The 17,074-nt window shown below is 60.6% G+C and carries 15 protein-coding genes; 8 read left to right on the plus strand and 7 right to left on the minus strand.

What is annotated here, in order from left to right; all coding sequences use genetic code 11:
• Positions 1 to 36: 36 nt before the first annotated feature.
• From V8P77_RS16380 to V8P77_RS16395, 4 genes are all read right to left on the minus strand, one after another.
• Positions 37 to 288, minus strand: a complete 252-nt coding sequence (locus V8P77_RS16380; RefSeq protein WP_335913378.1) for a hypothetical protein — start codon at positions 286 to 288, stop codon at positions 37 to 39.
• 77 nt (positions 289 to 365) lie between these two features.
• Positions 366 to 743, minus strand: coding sequence for a response regulator (locus V8P77_RS16385; protein ID WP_335913379.1), 378 nt, complete (start codon positions 741 to 743; stop codon positions 366 to 368).
• A 202-nt stretch (positions 744 to 945) separates the two neighbouring features.
• Positions 946 to 2,706 carry a phospholipase D-like domain-containing protein gene (locus V8P77_RS16390; RefSeq protein WP_335913380.1) on the minus strand — a complete coding sequence of 587 codons (1,761 nt, stop codon included), beginning with the start codon at positions 2,704 to 2,706 and terminating at the stop codon, positions 946 to 948.
• 241 nt (positions 2,707 to 2,947) lie between these two features.
• Positions 2,948 to 3,736 (minus strand): DUF899 domain-containing protein, encoded by a 789-nt coding sequence (locus V8P77_RS16395; protein ID WP_335913381.1) that lies wholly within the window; start codon positions 3,734 to 3,736, stop codon positions 2,948 to 2,950.
• 212 nt (positions 3,737 to 3,948) lie between these two features.
• Between V8P77_RS16395 and V8P77_RS16400 the strand changes: the two genes are divergently transcribed.
• The 3 genes from V8P77_RS16400 to V8P77_RS16410 all read left to right on the plus strand — a co-directional run bounded on the left by V8P77_RS16400 (position 3,949) and on the right by V8P77_RS16410 (position 5,858).
• Complete coding sequence (locus V8P77_RS16400; RefSeq protein ID WP_335913382.1) at positions 3,949 to 4,503, plus strand: GNAT family N-acetyltransferase; 555 nt, start codon at positions 3,949 to 3,951, stop codon at positions 4,501 to 4,503.
• A 123-nt stretch (positions 4,504 to 4,626) separates the two neighbouring features.
• Entirely contained in the window at positions 4,627 to 5,271 is a 645-nt protein-coding gene (locus tag V8P77_RS16405) for an ankyrin repeat domain-containing protein (RefSeq protein ID WP_335913383.1), read from the plus strand.
• 44 nt (positions 5,272 to 5,315) lie between these two features.
• Positions 5,316 to 5,858, plus strand: coding sequence for a YHS domain-containing (seleno)protein (locus V8P77_RS16410; RefSeq protein ID WP_335913384.1), 543 nt, complete (start codon positions 5,316 to 5,318; stop codon positions 5,856 to 5,858).
• A gap of 21 nt (positions 5,859 to 5,879) precedes the next feature.
• Here V8P77_RS16410 and V8P77_RS16415 read toward each other — a convergent pair whose 3' ends face one another.
• Positions 5,880 to 8,096: an adenylate/guanylate cyclase domain-containing protein gene (locus tag V8P77_RS16415; protein WP_335913385.1), complete on the minus strand. Its 2,217-nt coding sequence runs from the start codon at positions 8,094 to 8,096 to the stop codon at positions 5,880 to 5,882.
• Positions 8,097 to 9,002: 906 nt separating this feature from the next.
• Here V8P77_RS16415 and V8P77_RS16420 point away from each other — a divergent pair.
• Both V8P77_RS16420 and V8P77_RS16425 read left to right on the plus strand, forming a co-directional pair.
• The gene (locus tag V8P77_RS16420) at positions 9,003 to 9,770 is read left to right on the plus strand and encodes an adenylate/guanylate cyclase domain-containing protein (RefSeq protein WP_335913386.1); all 768 of its coding nucleotides are present in this window, start codon (positions 9,003 to 9,005) and stop codon (positions 9,768 to 9,770) included.
• 166 nt (positions 9,771 to 9,936) lie between these two features.
• A complete protein-coding gene (locus V8P77_RS16425) occupies positions 9,937 to 10,389 on the plus strand; it encodes a DUF805 domain-containing protein (protein ID WP_335913387.1) in 453 nt (150 codons plus the stop codon).
• Positions 10,390 to 10,648: 259 nt separating this feature from the next.
• Here V8P77_RS16425 and V8P77_RS16430 read toward each other — a convergent pair whose 3' ends face one another.
• Both V8P77_RS16430 and V8P77_RS16435 read right to left on the minus strand, forming a co-directional pair.
• Positions 10,649 to 10,942 (minus strand): DUF982 domain-containing protein, encoded by a 294-nt coding sequence (locus V8P77_RS16430; protein WP_335913440.1) that lies wholly within the window; start codon positions 10,940 to 10,942, stop codon positions 10,649 to 10,651.
• Between the two features lie 214 nt (positions 10,943 to 11,156).
• The gene (locus tag V8P77_RS16435) at positions 11,157 to 11,498 is read right to left on the minus strand and encodes a hypothetical protein (RefSeq protein WP_335913388.1); all 342 of its coding nucleotides are present in this window, start codon (positions 11,496 to 11,498) and stop codon (positions 11,157 to 11,159) included.
• Positions 11,499 to 11,968: 470 nt separating this feature from the next.
• On the opposite strand from V8P77_RS16435, the gene uvrB reads away from it, so the two are divergent.
• The 3 genes from uvrB to V8P77_RS16450 all read left to right on the plus strand — a co-directional run bounded on the left by uvrB (position 11,969) and on the right by V8P77_RS16450 (position 17,044).
• On the plus strand, positions 11,969 to 15,040 hold the full coding sequence (uvrB, locus tag V8P77_RS16440; RefSeq protein WP_335913389.1) for an excinuclease ABC subunit UvrB: 3,072 nt from the start codon (positions 11,969 to 11,971) through the stop codon (positions 15,038 to 15,040).
• Positions 15,041 to 15,191: 151 nt separating this feature from the next.
• Complete coding sequence (locus tag V8P77_RS16445; RefSeq protein WP_335913390.1) at positions 15,192 to 15,425, plus strand: hypothetical protein; 234 nt, start codon at positions 15,192 to 15,194, stop codon at positions 15,423 to 15,425.
• 95 nt (positions 15,426 to 15,520) lie between these two features.
• Positions 15,521 to 17,044, plus strand: a complete 1,524-nt coding sequence (locus V8P77_RS16450; protein ID WP_335913391.1) for a hypothetical protein — start codon at positions 15,521 to 15,523, stop codon at positions 17,042 to 17,044.
• Positions 17,045 to 17,074 lie beyond the last annotated feature (30 nt).

Below are 17,074 nucleotides of genomic sequence, written 5' to 3' on the forward strand. Positions count from 1 at the left end.
CACCCTTTCGCTTGGACGCCGAGGAACCGGAAGTCCTCACTGCCAGAGAAAATCCGGCCCCGTGCTCTGCGACGTCAGCTTCAGCGTCCCGTCCGGCTGGACGACATAGGTCTCGAACACACGGTAACCGAAATCGCCAAGAAAGGTATTCTTGACCACCGTTCCCGGACGATAGGGCGAACGGAGAACCTTTCCACCATAGGTGAGGCTGCCGGGAAGAGGCTGTGGAGCGCCTGTGCTGGCGCAGGCCGAGAGAGCGAAGAGAATGGCAAGGAGCGCGTGTTTCATCCGAACTTCTCCTCAGGCAGGTGCAGCCGCCTGAGCGACGTCGATTTCCTTCTTATAACACGCAGCCTTGATGCTGTTCAGAACGCAGCCTTGCTGCTGCCGAAGTCTCTGCGTCGCTTCTCTGCCCGCGACAGCGCGCCGGCAATCCTCTCGTCAGTGAAGGGCTTGGAGATCACATCGAGCGCACCCTCGATACCATGGCCGACATTTTCGGGACTGCCGGTCACGAAGATGACGTCGACCCCGTGGCGGTCGATCAGCCGACGCGCCAGCTGGGCGCCGCTCAGCCCATCGGAGAGACTGAGATCGACGAGCGCGACATCGCTTCTTTGAGCGTGGGCGAGAGCCTGCTCCACCGTCGAAACCGGCCCGATGGTCTGGTGTCCGGCCTCCTGCACGATGCGTTCGAGCTCCAGAGCGATAAAATTCTCATCTTCAACGATCATGACCTTCATGATTAAGCCTCCTCATAGACGGCCTGTCAGGCGCACTGCCGGTAGCGGCTACAACGCGACCGTCCCCGGAATGTTTCCACTTTGAGAAGAATATGTTGCCGATCGACGGGCAGCGCCGCGTTATCGGTCCCGGTCCTTGTGGAGGAACCAGCCGATGGCGAGGTCGCTCTGGCCTGTGCCGCAGCGGTCGTGACCAGCGAAATTACTCCGCCCGGGCAAACAACTCCCGGTCCCGGGCGCGGATGGGGTCGGTCCAGTCGCGTTCGAACCAGGGCGTGCCGCCGGGCTGAGGCGGGCGTTTGAGCTCCAGCGGACGGGCCGGGCCGTCGCTCGCTTCGGAGGCGACGCGGAAGATGTAGTGGTCGTACATCCTCAGCGCCTCGATCATGTAGCTGGTCGCAACCGTCCGGTCGCGCACGACGACGAGGTTCTCGCCGTTCTCGTCATCGGCGGGGTTCGAGAAATTGTAGGAGCCAAGATAGACGCGCGCCGTCGGCTTGTCGAAATCGAGCACGACGAATTTATGGTGCATGCGCGTGCCGCGCTGGTTGCCGTCGACGCCGGCAAGGCCCGAGGGTTCCGTCAGGAAGGGCGGCGGCACGTTGCCCGTCAAGGCGGCCGCCCGCACCACCCTGCGGCGATTGTCCGGCGTCAGCACATTGAGGCCGAGATTGCCGGCGCGCACCTCGGCATCGGCAATGCCCATGACATGCACCTCGGGGCGTTCGAGCGCGCGGCCCAGCGCCGGGCCGATCGCCCCCCTGGTCATCTGGCCGAGGAAGGCGAGCGAAAAGAGCACGCTGGACTCTGCCGTATCGATATCGGCGCCGATCTCATCGAGCCGGCCATTGGCATCGCTGTGTGGGGAGAAAGCGACCTTGGCGTCGACGCCGTCAAGGCCGAGATCGATCCAGCCTGCGGAACTTGGCGAGTCGCGGAAGTCTTCGGCGCGTTTGGCGGTGAAATAACTTTCGAAGGCGGTGAAATAATCGTCGATCGCCTTTTCGCTGTGGACGGCGAGGCTGTTGTTCGACTGTACATAGAGCCCGCGCCAGCTGAGATTGGTCGAACCGTAGAGCACGGTCGAGATGCCGCCGCCGCTGACCGCAATCGACTTCTGGTGCTGCAGGTTGGCCATATGCTGGCGCTTGACGTTGGCGGCCCCCGCCGAGGCGATCAGCCTCTCCGCCGCCCTCGTCTCCGGCGAATTCAGGCGGCCATGGCCCTTGGTGCGGTCGCTGTCGTCGATGATGATCTTGAGCTTCGGCCCCAGCGCCTCCAGCCGGGTGACCACCTCGGGCAGGTTGAGATCATAGGCGATGACGCGCACCTCGGCGCCGGCGTCGCGCGCTTTGTCGAGCAGCGCGAGCGTTTCGGCCCGCGCCTCGAAGCCCATCCAGGCGAGCGCCCGCTCGGCATCGGCGTGCGTCGGCACGAAGTCCAGCCCCTCATCGCCAACAGGCGGCACCAGCGTGATGATCGTCGGCGCGTCGGGGGCAAAATTGCGCACGAAGGCCTGCGACGAGACGAAGCCGCGGGTGAAGGCGACGTTCAGCTTGCCGGGAATGGTCTCGCGCATCAGCGCCAGTTCCGCCTCCTGCGCCTCGCCCGCCGTCAGCACGCCCGCTGCGTCCATGAACTTGGGCGTGACGCGATAGAGAAACTTGCCGGGCAGATCGGCGTTGAAAGGAAAATGCACCCAGCGGAACTTCTGGATCGGCGCCTCGGTGGTACGGATGCCGTCGTCTGGAACCGGCTGGCCGGGAAAGCCGATACGGTTGCGCACGTTCTTGAAGAAGTCAGTACCCGGCTCACGATATTGGATGGCGAAACCGACGAAATCGAGCGGCGGCCGGCCATTCTTCCAATCCATGCCGAGCAGCACCATGCCGTCGCCGCGATGGATGGTCAGCGCAAAAAGCGCTGCCGCATTCCTGCCGGTCACACGAAAATCCGTATCCATGCCCGCCTCCCCCTGGAAATCGGGCGAAATCTAGCATGGTTCCGTGACAGTAAGGAGATATGTCGGTAAAATTTTGCGCGCAGAAGGTGCAGGAGGCGACGGCACGGAGCGAGCGCCAGCGACGCCACGACCTGCCCAGCTGATGCGTTGTCATGAAAGGAGATTTGCGGTTGAGCAGACTTTCAGACGGACCGCCGTACCCTCCTGCCGGGACGGGACGGAGGATACGGCCGGATCGACCCTACGGTTTTTCGTTTGCACTCTCGGCCCGAAACGCCGCCTCGCCGGCGTCGGAGACCTCGACCCATTTCGTGTCGGGCTCGGCGTCCGGCACGTAGCTGTCGTGCCAGTTCCACCACTTGTAGGTCGGGGTCTGCGGATAACCCTCGGGCGAATCCTCCCAGACTTCCTGGCGGCCGAGCGGCGTGATGTCGAGATAGTTCCAGGTGCCGCCCATCTGCTCGTCGCCGCGGTTGTTGATGAAATAGGTGCGGAAGATGCGCGCGCCGTCACGGTAGAACACATTGGTGCCGTGCCACTCGTCGACGCCGAAGTCCTTGTCGAAGCTGTCGGTGATCGTCACCCACGGCATCGTCCAGCCCATCCGCGCCTTCAGCCGCGCAATGTCGGCCTGCGGCGCGCGCGAGGCGAAGACCAGCGTCGTGTCGCGGGCGTTGAGATGGGCGACATGGGCAACCTGATCGGCCACCATCGAGCAACCGCGGCAGGCATGTTCGGGCCAGCCGAACACACCGGGCTCGTAGAAGGCGCGGTAGAGGATGAGCTGGTGTCTGCCTTCGAACAGGTCGAGCAGGCTGACTTTGCCCTGAGGCCCCTCAAACGCATAGGCCTTCTCCACCGCCATCCACGGCATGCGCCGGCGCTCGGCGGCCAGCGCGTCGCGGGCGCGGGTCTCGGCCTTTTCCTTGACGAGCAGTTGCTCGCGGGCCGCCTCCCAGGCCTGCGGCGACACGACCGGTGGCTTATGCATGGCTTGTCCGCTCTTTCCATTCTCGGCTGAAGCAGTCATGGCTTTCAATCTCCTCATTGGGGCGAATTCCCGCGCCTCGTGGTGCAGCGCGCTTCCCTTCGCTGCTCGTTACTCGTTGATGGGAGATAGTTTGGCAGCGGATATCGATCACTGGGAGTAACAAGTGTGACGCTATTCCGTTCCGCGAAAGTTGGCTGAAGGCCGGGTACTGCTGCAGGGCATGCCAAGGGTCCGGCAGGCAACTGTTGCACTTGCCTGGAAAGACCGTAGGAATATCGGATTGGCTGTTGCCTTGGAGGCGGTTTATAGAAGTCCGTGCCATCAATTCTCCGTCCGACTTCGAAGAGGCGCTTGCGCTGATTGATGCCATGGGCAAATGGGATGCGGAACAATCCAGCCGGTTCGGAGTGCCGGAGGTCGAACTGCTGGAATATGTCTACGGACACACGGTCGACACCCTGATGGAAAAGTTTCGCCAACCCGGCGCGGGCTTTTTCCTGGCGCGCGCGGACGGAATTGTCGCTGGCTGCGCCGGCTATTCGAAGTCGGATGACGGAATCGCCGAGTTGCAGAAAATGTATGTTCGCACCGAAGAGCGCGGCCAAGGCGCAGCCAAAGGCCTGATGACCGCCTGTCTGGATGGAATGCGCGATGACGGATACGATCGCGTGCAGCTGGAAACCGTGAGCTTCATGCGTGGGGCCATCGCCCTTTATGAGAGCTTCGGCTTCAAACCCTGCGACCAGTTTCGGGAGATTCCCGCAAGCTTGCAGCCGATCACGATTTTCATGGAGAGGAAGCTCTAGGAACCGATCCGCTCGCCCGCTGCCGGAAAGCCTGTCTGAGCGCGCGCCGATGACACCTGCGCAGACGAGTGGGGTTGGCCGGAAGCGCATCCATTAGCGCAATCTTGTTTACGAATTGCACACGTGCTAAAACGCGACACGGCGCATACGAATCCTGATCAAACCGAGATCGTGCCCGTGAATATTTTTATCGCGACCGTTGCTACGCTTGTCATTGGCGTCCTCCCGGCATGGGCAGGTCCTTTGCATCAAGCGGCAAAAGACGGCGATATCGCCCGCGTCACACAGTTGCTGGACCAGGGCTCCGATCTGTCGGAGCTCGATGAGGCGGGCGAACCGGCGCTGATTATCGCGTCATTGGCGGGCCGTGCCGATGTCGTCGCTCTTTTGCTGGATCGCGGCGGCGACATCGAAATTCGCAACAAGGGTGGGCTGACGGCACTGCATGCGGCAGCCTATGCAGGAAATCTGGAGGTGGTGAAACGGCTTGTCGCCGAGGGAGCTGACGTCAACGACAGAAAGAATTTCTATCAGATGTCGCCGCTGCACGGCGCCGCCGAAGAGGGCCGCACCGACGTGGTCGCATTTCTGCTGACGAAGAGCGCGGATGTCGAAGCGACGGAAAGAAACGGGTACACGCCTCTCACTCAAGCCGGGTGGCGGGCGCATTGGGACACGGCCAAATTACTCATGGAAGCCGGTGCTGTTTGCCAGAAAGCCGAGCTTGTGGGCGAACCGCTCTACAAGGAATGCACCAAACGGCAATAGCATTTCGCTGGAGTAACAGACCGCGTCCGGGAACGGAGCTTGTTATGTCTTATCATGTGCAAAAATGCGGCCATGTGCAAAAATCAGGAAGGCGGGTGGGCGTGGCTATTGGCGCTGCGGTGATGCTGCTTTCCTTCCTTCAGCCTGCGGGGGCCGAGGAACTCGTCAATACCGGCTATTTCGGCGATGTCGCGATCAAGGGTTATGACCCGGTCGCCTATTTCACTGAAAACCAGGCCGTCGAAGGATCCGAGACATATTCCTACCACTGGCTTGGCGCGACCTGGTATTTCGCCAGCGCCGAAAATCGCGATCTCTTCAAGGGCGATCCATCCAAATATGCACCGCAATATGGCGGCTATTGTGCCGACGGCGTGTCTTTCGGGACGGTGACCACCAATATCGATCCGAAAGCCTGGCGGATCATCGATGGCAAACTGTACCTGAGCTATGACCCCGGGGCGGCCGAAGGCATGGAGAAAAATCCGACCAAGGTGACCGACTCGAAGAAGCATTGGTCCGAAGTTCAGCAGACGCTGATTTCGGAGAAGATGCACACCGTCTGGCAGCAACCGGATACGAAATGAAGCAGCAAGGCCCGCGCCCCGTCAGGGTGTGGGTGAAAAGAACGTCAAGGCGCGCGGCGTGACATGGACGTATGGCCTGTCGCGCTGTTCACCTGACGTGTTGCGGTAAACATATCCGCACACCATCCTGTCTAGGAAATAGCCGTCGAATTTTTCGCAGAGACTGTCGCCTCTCACCTCGACGACACCGGTGATGTTGGTATTCGCGCTGCGATAGGCAGTGTTTCCAGCCTTGTCGAAATACTGGGTGAAATCCGTGCCGTTCTTGTGCTTGCCGGTCCAGCTCTTGCCATCGACAAGATTGCGCAGGTCTGCCTCGCCGAGCCTGTCGGCTTGACTGCCTGTAAAACCGAAGGGCCATTCGGGAATGCCGGCCTTTCGCAATGCGGCCAGATGGCGCTGCAGATCGCCGTCCCGCCAGTAATCATAGAGATAGCCGTAATAGGTGAGATTGCTTTCGGGGAAGAGCTCCAGCAGCTTTGCCGTCTCCGCTGCAGCCTTGGTTTCATTGCCCTGGTCGGCATAGGCCGCCGCCAGGTATTCGCGTGCCGGCTCGACCTTCGGCAGGCTGTCGAGCGTCGGCTCTATCAGCGAGATCGCGCGCTGATCATCGCCCGCGGTATAAAAGACGATCCCCGCCAGCAGTTGAAAGCTCGACGCCGGCGAAGGGTCGAGCCGCAAAGCCTTTTCCATCTCCGTGATCGCCTGCCCGCTGCTTCCGGTATGGACCAGGATGAGAGCGAGGTTGGCGGCGGCCTCCGCATCGTTCGGCTCCATCGCAACCGCCATGTTGGCGGAGTTTTTGGCCTCCGTCTCGCGTCCATCCACCCATTGCAGCAGGGCAAGCACCGTGTGAGCCCTGGCATTGTTGGGATCGAGCTTCAGGGCCTGCCCGGCAGCGTCATAGGCGATCTTGCGGGCAACGGCGGCCGACCAGAGGTAATTATAGTCGTTGCGCCAGACATCGACGGCCACGCGCGCGATTCCCGCATGAGCATTGGCAAAGCCCGGATCGAGATCGATCGCTTTCTGGTAGAAGGACAGTGTCCGACGATAGGTGTCGACATCCCTCAAGATGAAGCCCTCCTGCTCGGCCCGCATGTAATAATCGTATGCTTCGAGGTTTTCGGTCGGGATTCGGGCGAGTTGGTCGCGCTCGCGCGCGCTGAGTTTGACCGACAGGGCCGAGATGATCTTGCCGATCACATCGTCCTGCACCGCAAAGAGGTCGGCATACTGGCGGTCGTAGCGCTCGGCCCAGAGCGACAGGCCGGTGACCGCATCGATCAGCTTGACATTGATCCGCAGCCGCGGCCCGGCCCGCTGCAGGGTCCCTTCGAGCACATATTTGACGCCGAGTTCGGCGGCCACATCCTGGATCTTGCCGACGGAGTCCCGGATGGCGAAGACCGAGTGGCGGGCGATGACGAAGAGACCCGATACTTTGGACAACTCGGTGATCAGATCGTCCGTCAACCCCTCTGCGAGATGGTCGTGCTCGCTGTCGCCGCTGACATTGATGAAGGGCAGAACCGCGACCGAAGGCCTGTCCGGCAGTGGATAGGCGAAACGTTCACCGAGCGCCGGCGGTTTTGCCGGTATCCATGGCTGCCACCAGAGTGCTGCGCCCGCGAGAGCGAGGATAACGGCCGCCGCTACGCCCGCAACCAGGTGGCGTCTCGGCAGGCGCCTGCGGGTCTTGAGGGTTTTGCCGGCGGCAGTCGGGTCAAGCAGGACGCGGTAGACCCGGATCGGTTCGGTGATGCTCTTCAATCGCTGTTCGCCGAGCGAAGCAAAACCGACCGGGACTTTCGATTTCACCTGGTCGTATGTCGTGCCCGATATGGCGATGCCGCCCGGTTCGGCCAGCGCCTGTATTCGATCGGCGATATTGACGCCGTCGCCCTGGATGTCTTCGCCCTCGACGATGATATCGCCGAGATTGATGCCGATCCGGAACTCGAGCCGATGCTCCGGCAGCGCCGCGGCACTCTGCGTGGCTTTCAGTTGCTGGACCTCCACCGCGCAGCGCAAGGCATCGACAACACTCTGGAATTCGACCAGCAGACCATCGCCCATGGTTTTGACCAACCGGCCGTGGTGGCGCGCGATCGCCGGCTCGAAGACATCGTTCTGGTCCGCCTGAAAACGCGCACGGGTGCCCTCTTCGTCGATCTGGCTCAATCGACTGTAACCGACGACATCAGCGATCAGGATTGCTGCAAGACGGCGCTCCATCCCCGGTCTTTCCTGGAGAGCGAATGTATTACTAACAATATCCTACAGTATGTCCCAGCGCGATGCTATCGTCGGGCCGGGCGATATTCAACTTAGTGGCGACATGCCCGTCTTTATGGTCAGGTATCCCGAGTTGCCTTCCGGCGGCTATTCCCTTGCGAGGCAATGCGTGGCGAACTCCGCGATGGCTCCCCCGTCCGCTGTCCCACGCATTTCCGTTCCAGTCTCAGCGACATCTATTCTGACAACCGCGGGGGGAGTGGGCAAGAACGCCCGGGATAGAATGCTAAGCTCTTCAGCCGACAGCGATGACGTCAGTACCACATCGTTTTCATCATCGCGACGCCACGTTGCCTCCTGGAAAAGAATGCTGGGAGCGTTTTTGATGGCCTGAAATGTTCGTATATTCTCAGCGAGAACGATAAGACGGGCTCGCGACTCGGAACGAGTCCCATTGCGAGCAAATTCTTCCTCTATAGGCAGGCGTGTATTCAGCGCGAGCCTGATTTGGGACCCTTCCGAACATACGATCCATAACCCGCTAGGCCGTCGTCCACCGCGTGCTATCTGGAGTTTATCGGTGGCGGCTACACCAGGCAGAGACGGAAACGTTTCGCCCCGATCAGGTTGTGCAGCTGCGGCGGTTACCAACCCGAACACGGTTTTTGAAAAATGCCCGTTTATGGCGGCAAATGTCAGGAGGAAGACAAATGCAAAAAGCCGTTTCATCGTTCCTCACTTCCGTCGCCTGAGCGGCTTGACAACGACATCTCTGCGCTAAGACGCCCATAGGGGGATGGCGCCAGACGAAATTGTTCGAGCCATCATCCCTCAGGCTATCAACAGAGTTGCCAAAAACAACTGAGTATCGGAAGCTTGTTTTTTGGCTAGGCGACGGATTGCTAGATGACGACAGCCTCATCAACGGAGCCGACCAGGCACGGCAGCGCCCGGATCTGCCGCGGCTGTTGGGACCAGATGCATGTGCCGATCCCGATCGGCGGTCCGCTTGCCTTGCCCTTCCGTGCCTTCGGCATCACCCGCAGCAAGATGAACCCCGATATCTGCACGATCTGCGAACGCTCCTTCCAATATGTCAAGAAGCAGCGCCAGATCACCGTCGACGCCACCATCCTGTTTGCCGATATCAGGGGCTTCACGGATCTGTCGGAGCGCATCGAAGCGGTGCAGCTGAGCGAGATCGTCAGCCTGTTCCAGGATCGCTGCGCGCAGGCGATCTGGGCGCATGACGGCATCGTCAACAAGCAGATGGGCGACGGCCTGATGGCGATCTTCAATTTTCCGATCGTCAGATCGGATCACGCCGGCGCCGCGATCCTGGCCGCGCAGGAGATCCAGCAAAACTGCGCCGCCGCGCTGACCAGTCTGGCGCTCGAGGTATTGCCCGGCCGCACCCTCGGCGTCGGCGTCGGCATCCATTCCGGCAAGGTCCAGATCGGAGAATTCTCAAGCTTCCGCAGCGATTTCACCGCCATCGGCGGCGTCGTCAATCAGGCCGCAAGGCTGGAATCCCAGGCCGCAGCCGGAGAGATCCTGGTCTCGGCCGAAGCGGCGGCGCAGGCTGCCGATCTCGCCGCAGGCGCCGAAACCCGCATGCTTGTGCTCAAGGGCATCGAGCAGCCGGTGCAGGCACGGGTGCTGGCCAAGCCCTGAACTGCCAGCTGCACTGCCAACCTCTTCCAAGCGTCTATACTGTCCTCAACGTGGCAGCCGCCGTTTCTCACGCTGTGATTGCCGAACGCGTCAGATTGCAAGCCAATTAATCTTCCGGCAACGAACATTGCTTATCTCTATGCCATTCAAATCGTTGGGGTATCTCATGGGTAGTTTTTCTCTCTTTCACTGGCTGGTCGTTTTGATCCCGCTAACAGTGCCGTTGTTCTTCATTTTCAGAAACCCACCCGCCGGGCCTAACCGCTTCGGCGGCCTGCCGCAGGCAATGGGTTTCGGCCAAGCGATCAGCAGCTACTTCAAGAAATATGTGGATTTCACCGGCAGAGCCAGCCGATCGGAATTCTGGTTTTCGGCGCTCTTTGTCGCTCTCGTCAGCATCGCTTTGTACCTTGTTGATCGAACAGCAACATTGAACTGGATATGGTCGCTGGCGACGTTTCTTCCCTCAATCGCCATAGCCGCTCGGCGTTTTCACGACATCAACCGAAGCGGATGGCACCAGCTTCTTGGGATTCTGTTTCCCATCGGAACGATTGCCGTCATCGTGTGGTATTGCAGAGCGCCGACTGCGGATCACTCCAGGGCGTCCGTCTTCTGAAAATGCTGTGCCGGCGAGCGTGGGAATGGTTCCACGGTTTGAGCAGGACCGCCGCCGGAAGGTGATCGCGAGGCTGCCAGGCGCCTCGCCTCTCTCAGTATTTCATGTTACGCAATTCCGGAAAATCATAGTAACGCAGCCGTTCGTCGTGGCAGCGATGGTCGTTCTTTTTCAGGTACAATATCATGTCGTGTTGCAAGCCCAGGCCGATATAGGACCAATTCGGGTTGGCACGTTCCGTCGTGCGCGTGCACTCCAGCTATACCGCAGGGTTCAAAGCGGAGGCTTCGGCGCCGTCTTCATCATCATTGATCGTAACGCCGGCTTCCAACGCGGCCAGGATGAAAGCCTGCCGCACCGTCTCGGCCGGCATCCGCCCGGCAAGCCAGGCGCGGCAGAAATCGATCGCCCTTTGCTGGTGGACGCCGCCATTGACCGGCCAGTCCGAGACGAGTGCATAAAGCGCATCCTGCGGTGAGCGGAGAACCAGGCGTTCGCCGGTATCAAGGTCGATCGAGATCGTTTTTTTCCAGAAGGCAGAATGATCGCTAATGGCAGTAGCACCTGAAGCTGAAGTGACAGGGAACTAACTGCGGAAGGCCGATTTCGGTTCCGATACGAGGGTCGGACGATCGCCGCGCGGCATTTCACGAATGCCGTCGGTCTTTGGGCGAAGAAACGACGGGCACCGAGGATATTGAAATCGGGATCGCCGGCCAATGCCTCACTTTTGGCCGGGCCGATCTCGATGGTTGCCGCCCCGGCTGTCAGCCGGGCAGCTTGCAGCCCTTGCTCATTCCAGCGGACTGCATGGCCGAAACCTTGCCTTTGGACGCGGCAATTTCCCCTTCCTTGTCTCCCCCGGCGACGCTGCCGATGGGGACGCCGACGAGGAAGACACCGAAAGCATCGCCATTCGCTGCGCTGATCTGCTGCTTGGACAGGTCGTCGAGCTTGTCCTTCTCTTTCCTATGTTCCACTGCGAGCGCCTCGCAACTGAGGTTCGTATAGGCCGCCATCGGAATATCGACCTGGACGATGGCGTCAGGACGTTTGGCGCAGCCGGCCACTGCCGCGGCCGCCGCGAATGCAATGATGATCTTGTTCATGAATGGTCCCCAATTCCCGCAGCAGCTGTAACATCGCCGCGCGCATTGCGGGAGGCTGCCCAGCCTTCAACCACAGACTTTTATTTCTGGTGAACTCGGCGCCTGAGAGAGCCTCATCCTGAGGCGCCCCGCCAAGGGGCCTCGAAGGACGAGGCGGGTGTCCAACGGTTGACGGAGGTAAGGAGCGGCGCTGTGGCGCGTGCTTCGAGGCTCCGCCCTCTCGGGCTGCGCACCTCAGCATGAGGGAGGTTGGAGGATGCCGCAGCCGCTCGCTGGCGCGAGGGAGGCCGCCAACGCCCAAGAGAGCCTCACCCAGAGGTGCCCCGCAGGGGCCTCGAAGGGCGGGGCGGGCACGCTGCCCCCAGCGCCACAAGGTTCGGAATTGTTAAGCCAATCCGAACGATTCATTCGTTTCCCTTTTGTACTCTTTCCCTCTTCACTTTCGCGCTGACTCTCTCCATATTCCGCCCATGGCCAGATCTCCGAAGAAATCCCCCGCCCCGAATGGCTTCGAGGAAGCCCCTCAATCGTCTTTTGAGGGAGCCGCCCTCTCAGGCTCGGTTGCCGATTGGGTGAAGCAGCTGGAGGCCGATGCCGAAGCCTCGGGCGTCGAGACCCAGCGCCAGATCGCCTCCAAGGCCGGCAAACATCGCAAGAAGGTGGAAATCGCTGCCAGGACGAAAACCAGCGACGGCGGCGTCAGCGCGTCGAAATCGGCGCGCGGCACCTCCATGGGCGGCTCGACCGACCCGAAGACGCGCGCAGCCGCCGGCCTCAATCCGGTTTCCGGCATGGATACGACGCTGGAGGAGGCCTCGTCGCTGCAGGCCGGCACCGCCGTCACCGCCACGGTCGAGGCGCTGTCGGCGTTGATCGAGAGCGGCAATCCGCTGCACAAGAACGGCAAGATCTGGACGCCGCACCGCCCTGCCCGGCCCGACAAATCCGAAGGCGGCATCGCCATTCGCATGCAGTCGGACTACGAGCCGGCCGGCGACCAGCCCACAGCCATCCGCGACCTCGTCGAGGGGCTGGAGAATGGCGACCGCAGCCAGGTGCTGCTCGGCGTCACCGGCTCCGGCAAGACCTTCACCATGGCCAAGGTGATCGAGGCGACGCAGCGCCCGGCCGTCATCCTGGCGCCGAACAAGACGCTGGCCGCCCAGCTCTATTCCGAGTTCAAGAATTTCTTCCCCGACAATGCGGTGGAATATTTCGTTTCCTACTATGATTATTACCAACCGGAAGCCTATGTGCCGCGCTCCGACACCTATATCGAGAAGGAGAGCTCGATCAACGAGCAGATCGACCGCATGCGCCACTCGGCGACGCGCTCGCTGCTCGAACGCGATGACTGCATCATCGTCGCCTCGGTCTCCTGCATCTATGGTATCGGCTCGGTCGAGACCTATACGGCGATGACCTTCCAGATGTCGGTCGGCGACCGGCTAGACCAACGCCAACTGCTGGCCGACCTCGTGGCCCAGCAATATAAGCGCCGCGACATGGATTTCACCCGCGGATCCTTCCGCGTGCGCGGCGACACGATCGAGCTCTTCCCCGCCCACTTGGAGGATGCCGCCTGGCGCATCTCGATGTTCGGCGACGAGATCGACGCCATCACCGAGTTCGACCCGCTCACCGGCCAGAAGGTCGGCGACCTGAAATCGGTGAAGATCTACGCCAATTCGCACTATGTCACCCCGCGCCCGACGCTGAACGGCGCCATCAAATCGATCAAGGAGGAGCTCAGGCTTCGCCTCGCCGAGCTGGAAAAGGCCGGCCGCCTGCTGGAGGCCCAGCGCCTGGAGCAGCGCACCCGCTACGATATCGAAATGCTCGAAGCCACCGGCTCCTGCCAGGGCATCGAGAACTATTCCCGTTATCTCACCGGCCGCGACCCCGGCGATCCGCCGCCGACGCTGTTCGAATACATCCCCGACAATGCCCTCGTCTTCATCGACGAAAGCCATGTCACCGTGCCGCAGATCGGCGGCATGTACCGGGGCGACTTCAGGCGCAAGGCGACACTGGCCGAATACGGCTTCCGCCTGCCCTCCTGCATGGACAACCGGCCGCTGCGCTTCGAGGAATGGGACGCCATGCGCCCCGACACCATCGCCGTTTCGGCCACGCCCGGCGGCTGGGAGATGGAGCAATCGGGCGGCGTCTTCGCCGAACAGGTGATCCGCCCGACCGGCCTGATCGACCCGCCGGTCGAGGTCCGCTCGGCCCGCACCCAGGTCGACGACGTGCTCGGCGAGATCCGCGAAACCGCGGCAAAGGGCTACCGCACCCTCTGCACCGTGCTGACCAAGCGCATGGCCGAGGACCTGACCGAATATCTGCATGAGCAGGGCGTGCGCGTGCGCTACATGCACTCCGATATCGACACGCTTGAACGCATCGAGATCCTCCGCGATCTCCGCCTCGGCGCCTTCGACGTGCTCGTCGGCATCAACCTCTTGCGCGAAGGCCTCGACATTCCCGAATGCGGTTTCGTCGCCATTCTCGACGCCGACAAGGAAGGCTTCCTGCGCTCCGAGACCTCGCTGATCCAGACGATCGGCCGCGCCGCCCGCAACGTCGACGGCAAGGTCATCCTCTATGCCGACCAGGTCACCGGCTCGATGAAGCGCGCCATGGAGGAAACCGGCCGCCGTCGCGAAAAGCAGATGGTCTATAACCAGGAACACGGCATCACGCCGGAATCGGTCAAGGCCAGGATCTCCGACATCCTCGACTCCGTGTACGAACGCGACCACGTCCGCGCCGATATATCAGGCGTTTCGGGCAAGGGCTTCGCCGATGGCGGCAACCTCGTCGGCAACAACCTGCAGACCCATCTCAACGCGCTCGAAAAGAGCATGCGCGACGCCGCCGCCGACCTCGACTTCGAAAAAGCCGCCCGCCTCCGCGACGAAATCAAACGCCTCAAGGCCGCAGAGCTTGCCGTCATGGACGACCCGATGGCGCGCGAGGAGTCGAAGGCGATGGAAGGCGTCAGACGGAGCGCCAAAGCAACCCGCGAGTCCCTTCTCCCAGCGGGCGAGAAGGTGCCCGGCAAGGCGGATGACGCGGCCACCCCCTCCTACTTCTCAAGACCCAGCCTCGACGACATGGGCCCAGGCACCGACACCACCACCCCTCTCTTCCGCAAACCTGCTCTGGATGAGATGGGCCGCGACATCGCCGACCCCGCCAAGAAGACCCTCTTCCGCAAGAACGATCTCGACGAAATGACGGTCGGCCGAACCGAAAAGCCGGTCACCGGCGCACTGCCGGAAAAGCCGGATGGTGAGGCGCGGTACGCGAAGCGTAGCAATCGATCCAGTGAATCGATTGCAGCAACGAACGCCCGAAGCGCAAGCGAAGGGCAGAAGGGCACGAAGCGGTTTTCACCGCTGCTCGAAGGGCAGCCGGAGCGCGACGACGTGCGGCCGGTTGCGCGCGGGAAGACAGGCGTTGGGAGCTATGAGGACCCGGGCGAGCAGAAGCGCAAGGGGCGGACGAAGGGGAAGACAGGGCGGCCGGGGCGGTGATGGGCGCGGCTCTTTTGGTACATACAAACGCCGGACTTGATCCGGCGTTTTGAGTCCACAAGGAAGTAGCAGTGTCCGAATCGTCCTGTGCTATGTCACCGCCCATCCCTACCGGCAACCGGCCCCGGAGACAGCCTCGGCGGCGGCCTCTATGCCGGAATCCATCATGTCAGGCGAGAATGAAGTGACATGGAAGTTTAACGACGAGGTCCGTTTCTACGATCCGGCGAGAACTGCTGGGGCAAGGCAAAAGAGCAGTCACGAACGTCGTCCCTTGTATGCCCGTCCGCATACCCTCATTTTCTATCGATTGAACGCATTGCTTTCGGAAGCATCAATCGACATGAACTCGAATGTAGTTCTCGAAAATCTGCGGCAACAATAGTTGTTGCAGTATTTTGAATGCAACTTTATATTGATCAACATTTACTTGTGACGTCTTGTAGTTCGCGCGGGGAAACGACCTTGCCAAGAGAACGTATGACCAAGACTGACGTGAGCCTCGTTTATGAGGTTCACGGATATCACGGCCAAGTTTCACCTTTTCTCCGAGCCGGACAGGGGGCGGAAGTCTATCAGTTTAAACTGGCAATCGAAGGAGATTCCTGGGCAAATATATTGTGGCCATGGAGCAGATTATTTGGATATAATCAGGCATTCTCAAATTACATTGATAAAGATGTCAGATTTTATATAAATAATGTTGGATGGCCGGGGGACACATTCGAGAATATCATCGCCAAAACGTTTTCCAGCGATCCGGGTCAGCGTGACAAAGGATTGCGAGTTCCTATCCAGAGCGGCATTTTCGATTTTCTGATTTTGTCCGGCGGTGGCAACGATTTCCTGGGCGGCGGTGAACTTACGAAATTCCTTAAGCCCTTTGTGAACGACGTCAGCGATCCATGGGACTGTTTGGACAATGGAAAAGTTGATCGAATATTCTCCCGAATCCGTACCGGATACCTGAGGTTGATCGAGGCGGTCAATTTGTGGTCCCCCAAGACCCATATTTTCGTGCACGGCTACGATCACGCCATACCGCGCGCGGGTGGCCACTGGCTTGGCACCCCCTTTTCTTTGAGAGGATACGACCCGCGCCTGAGGATATGCGTCGACATCGTTAGGGCACTTGTGGATCGAATGTATGAGACGCTCTACGAGATCGCGGCCGACAACGGGCGCGTCCACGTAGTCAACCTGCGAGGCTGTTGCAATAATAATTGGCACGACGAATTGCATCCAAACGCCTCGGCTGCGCGGCTGGTGGCGCAGCAGTTCATCGTGTCGATGACAGGAGCTCCACGGGCCGCTACTTCAACTGAAAGTTGGTTTAACCTTGAAGGGAGGCAGAGAATGGACGCGGATCACATTGAAAGGCTTGTCGAACTCGGAAGCAGCAGACGCAGCATTGCGGACGTGCACCGACGCGCCGCCGAATATATGCACGGCACTGGCTCCGTCTTTCCGCGTAATGCGTGCGCGGCAACGCTGAGCGCATTCCTGCAGATGGCAGGCATACCCGTGAGGACAATGACTGGAGCGGGAAGACTGGCAGAACAAATCGAGAGGGACCGCAACTGGGACCGTATTCCCGTGGGCAGGCAAAGGCCAGGGGACGTTGGAGTCACCTACGATACAATGGCGCCACCCGGTGCAGACCATGTTTATCTGGTGGTTGGCGTTCAGGATGCCGACTTAATGACAATTGCAGACAACCAGGCACCCCGCCCGCATGAACGCTATGCCAGTGGCCGAGGACGGACACGTACCAGTTACTTTCTTCGAGCGCCCGGAATGCGGTTCTTCCGAGATAGCGACGAACTAGAGGTGGTGGATTACTCGGCGTTTCCATTCGAGGACGAAGACACGAACCGTCTCAGTGATCCGGCTGACGGTCCCCTAGACCGCAATTGGCAGGGAAGCCCGGTAATCGACGATTCCGCAATAGAAAAGATCGCCCAGCGGGTGGCGGAAATCATGCGGGAACGAACGAGGAAGTAGCATCGCATTTCGAACAGAACATGGAAGAAA

Source organism: Rhizobium aouanii, from assembly GCF_037002925.1.
Taxonomy (GTDB): Bacteria; Pseudomonadota; Alphaproteobacteria; order Rhizobiales; family Rhizobiaceae; genus Rhizobium; species Rhizobium aouanii.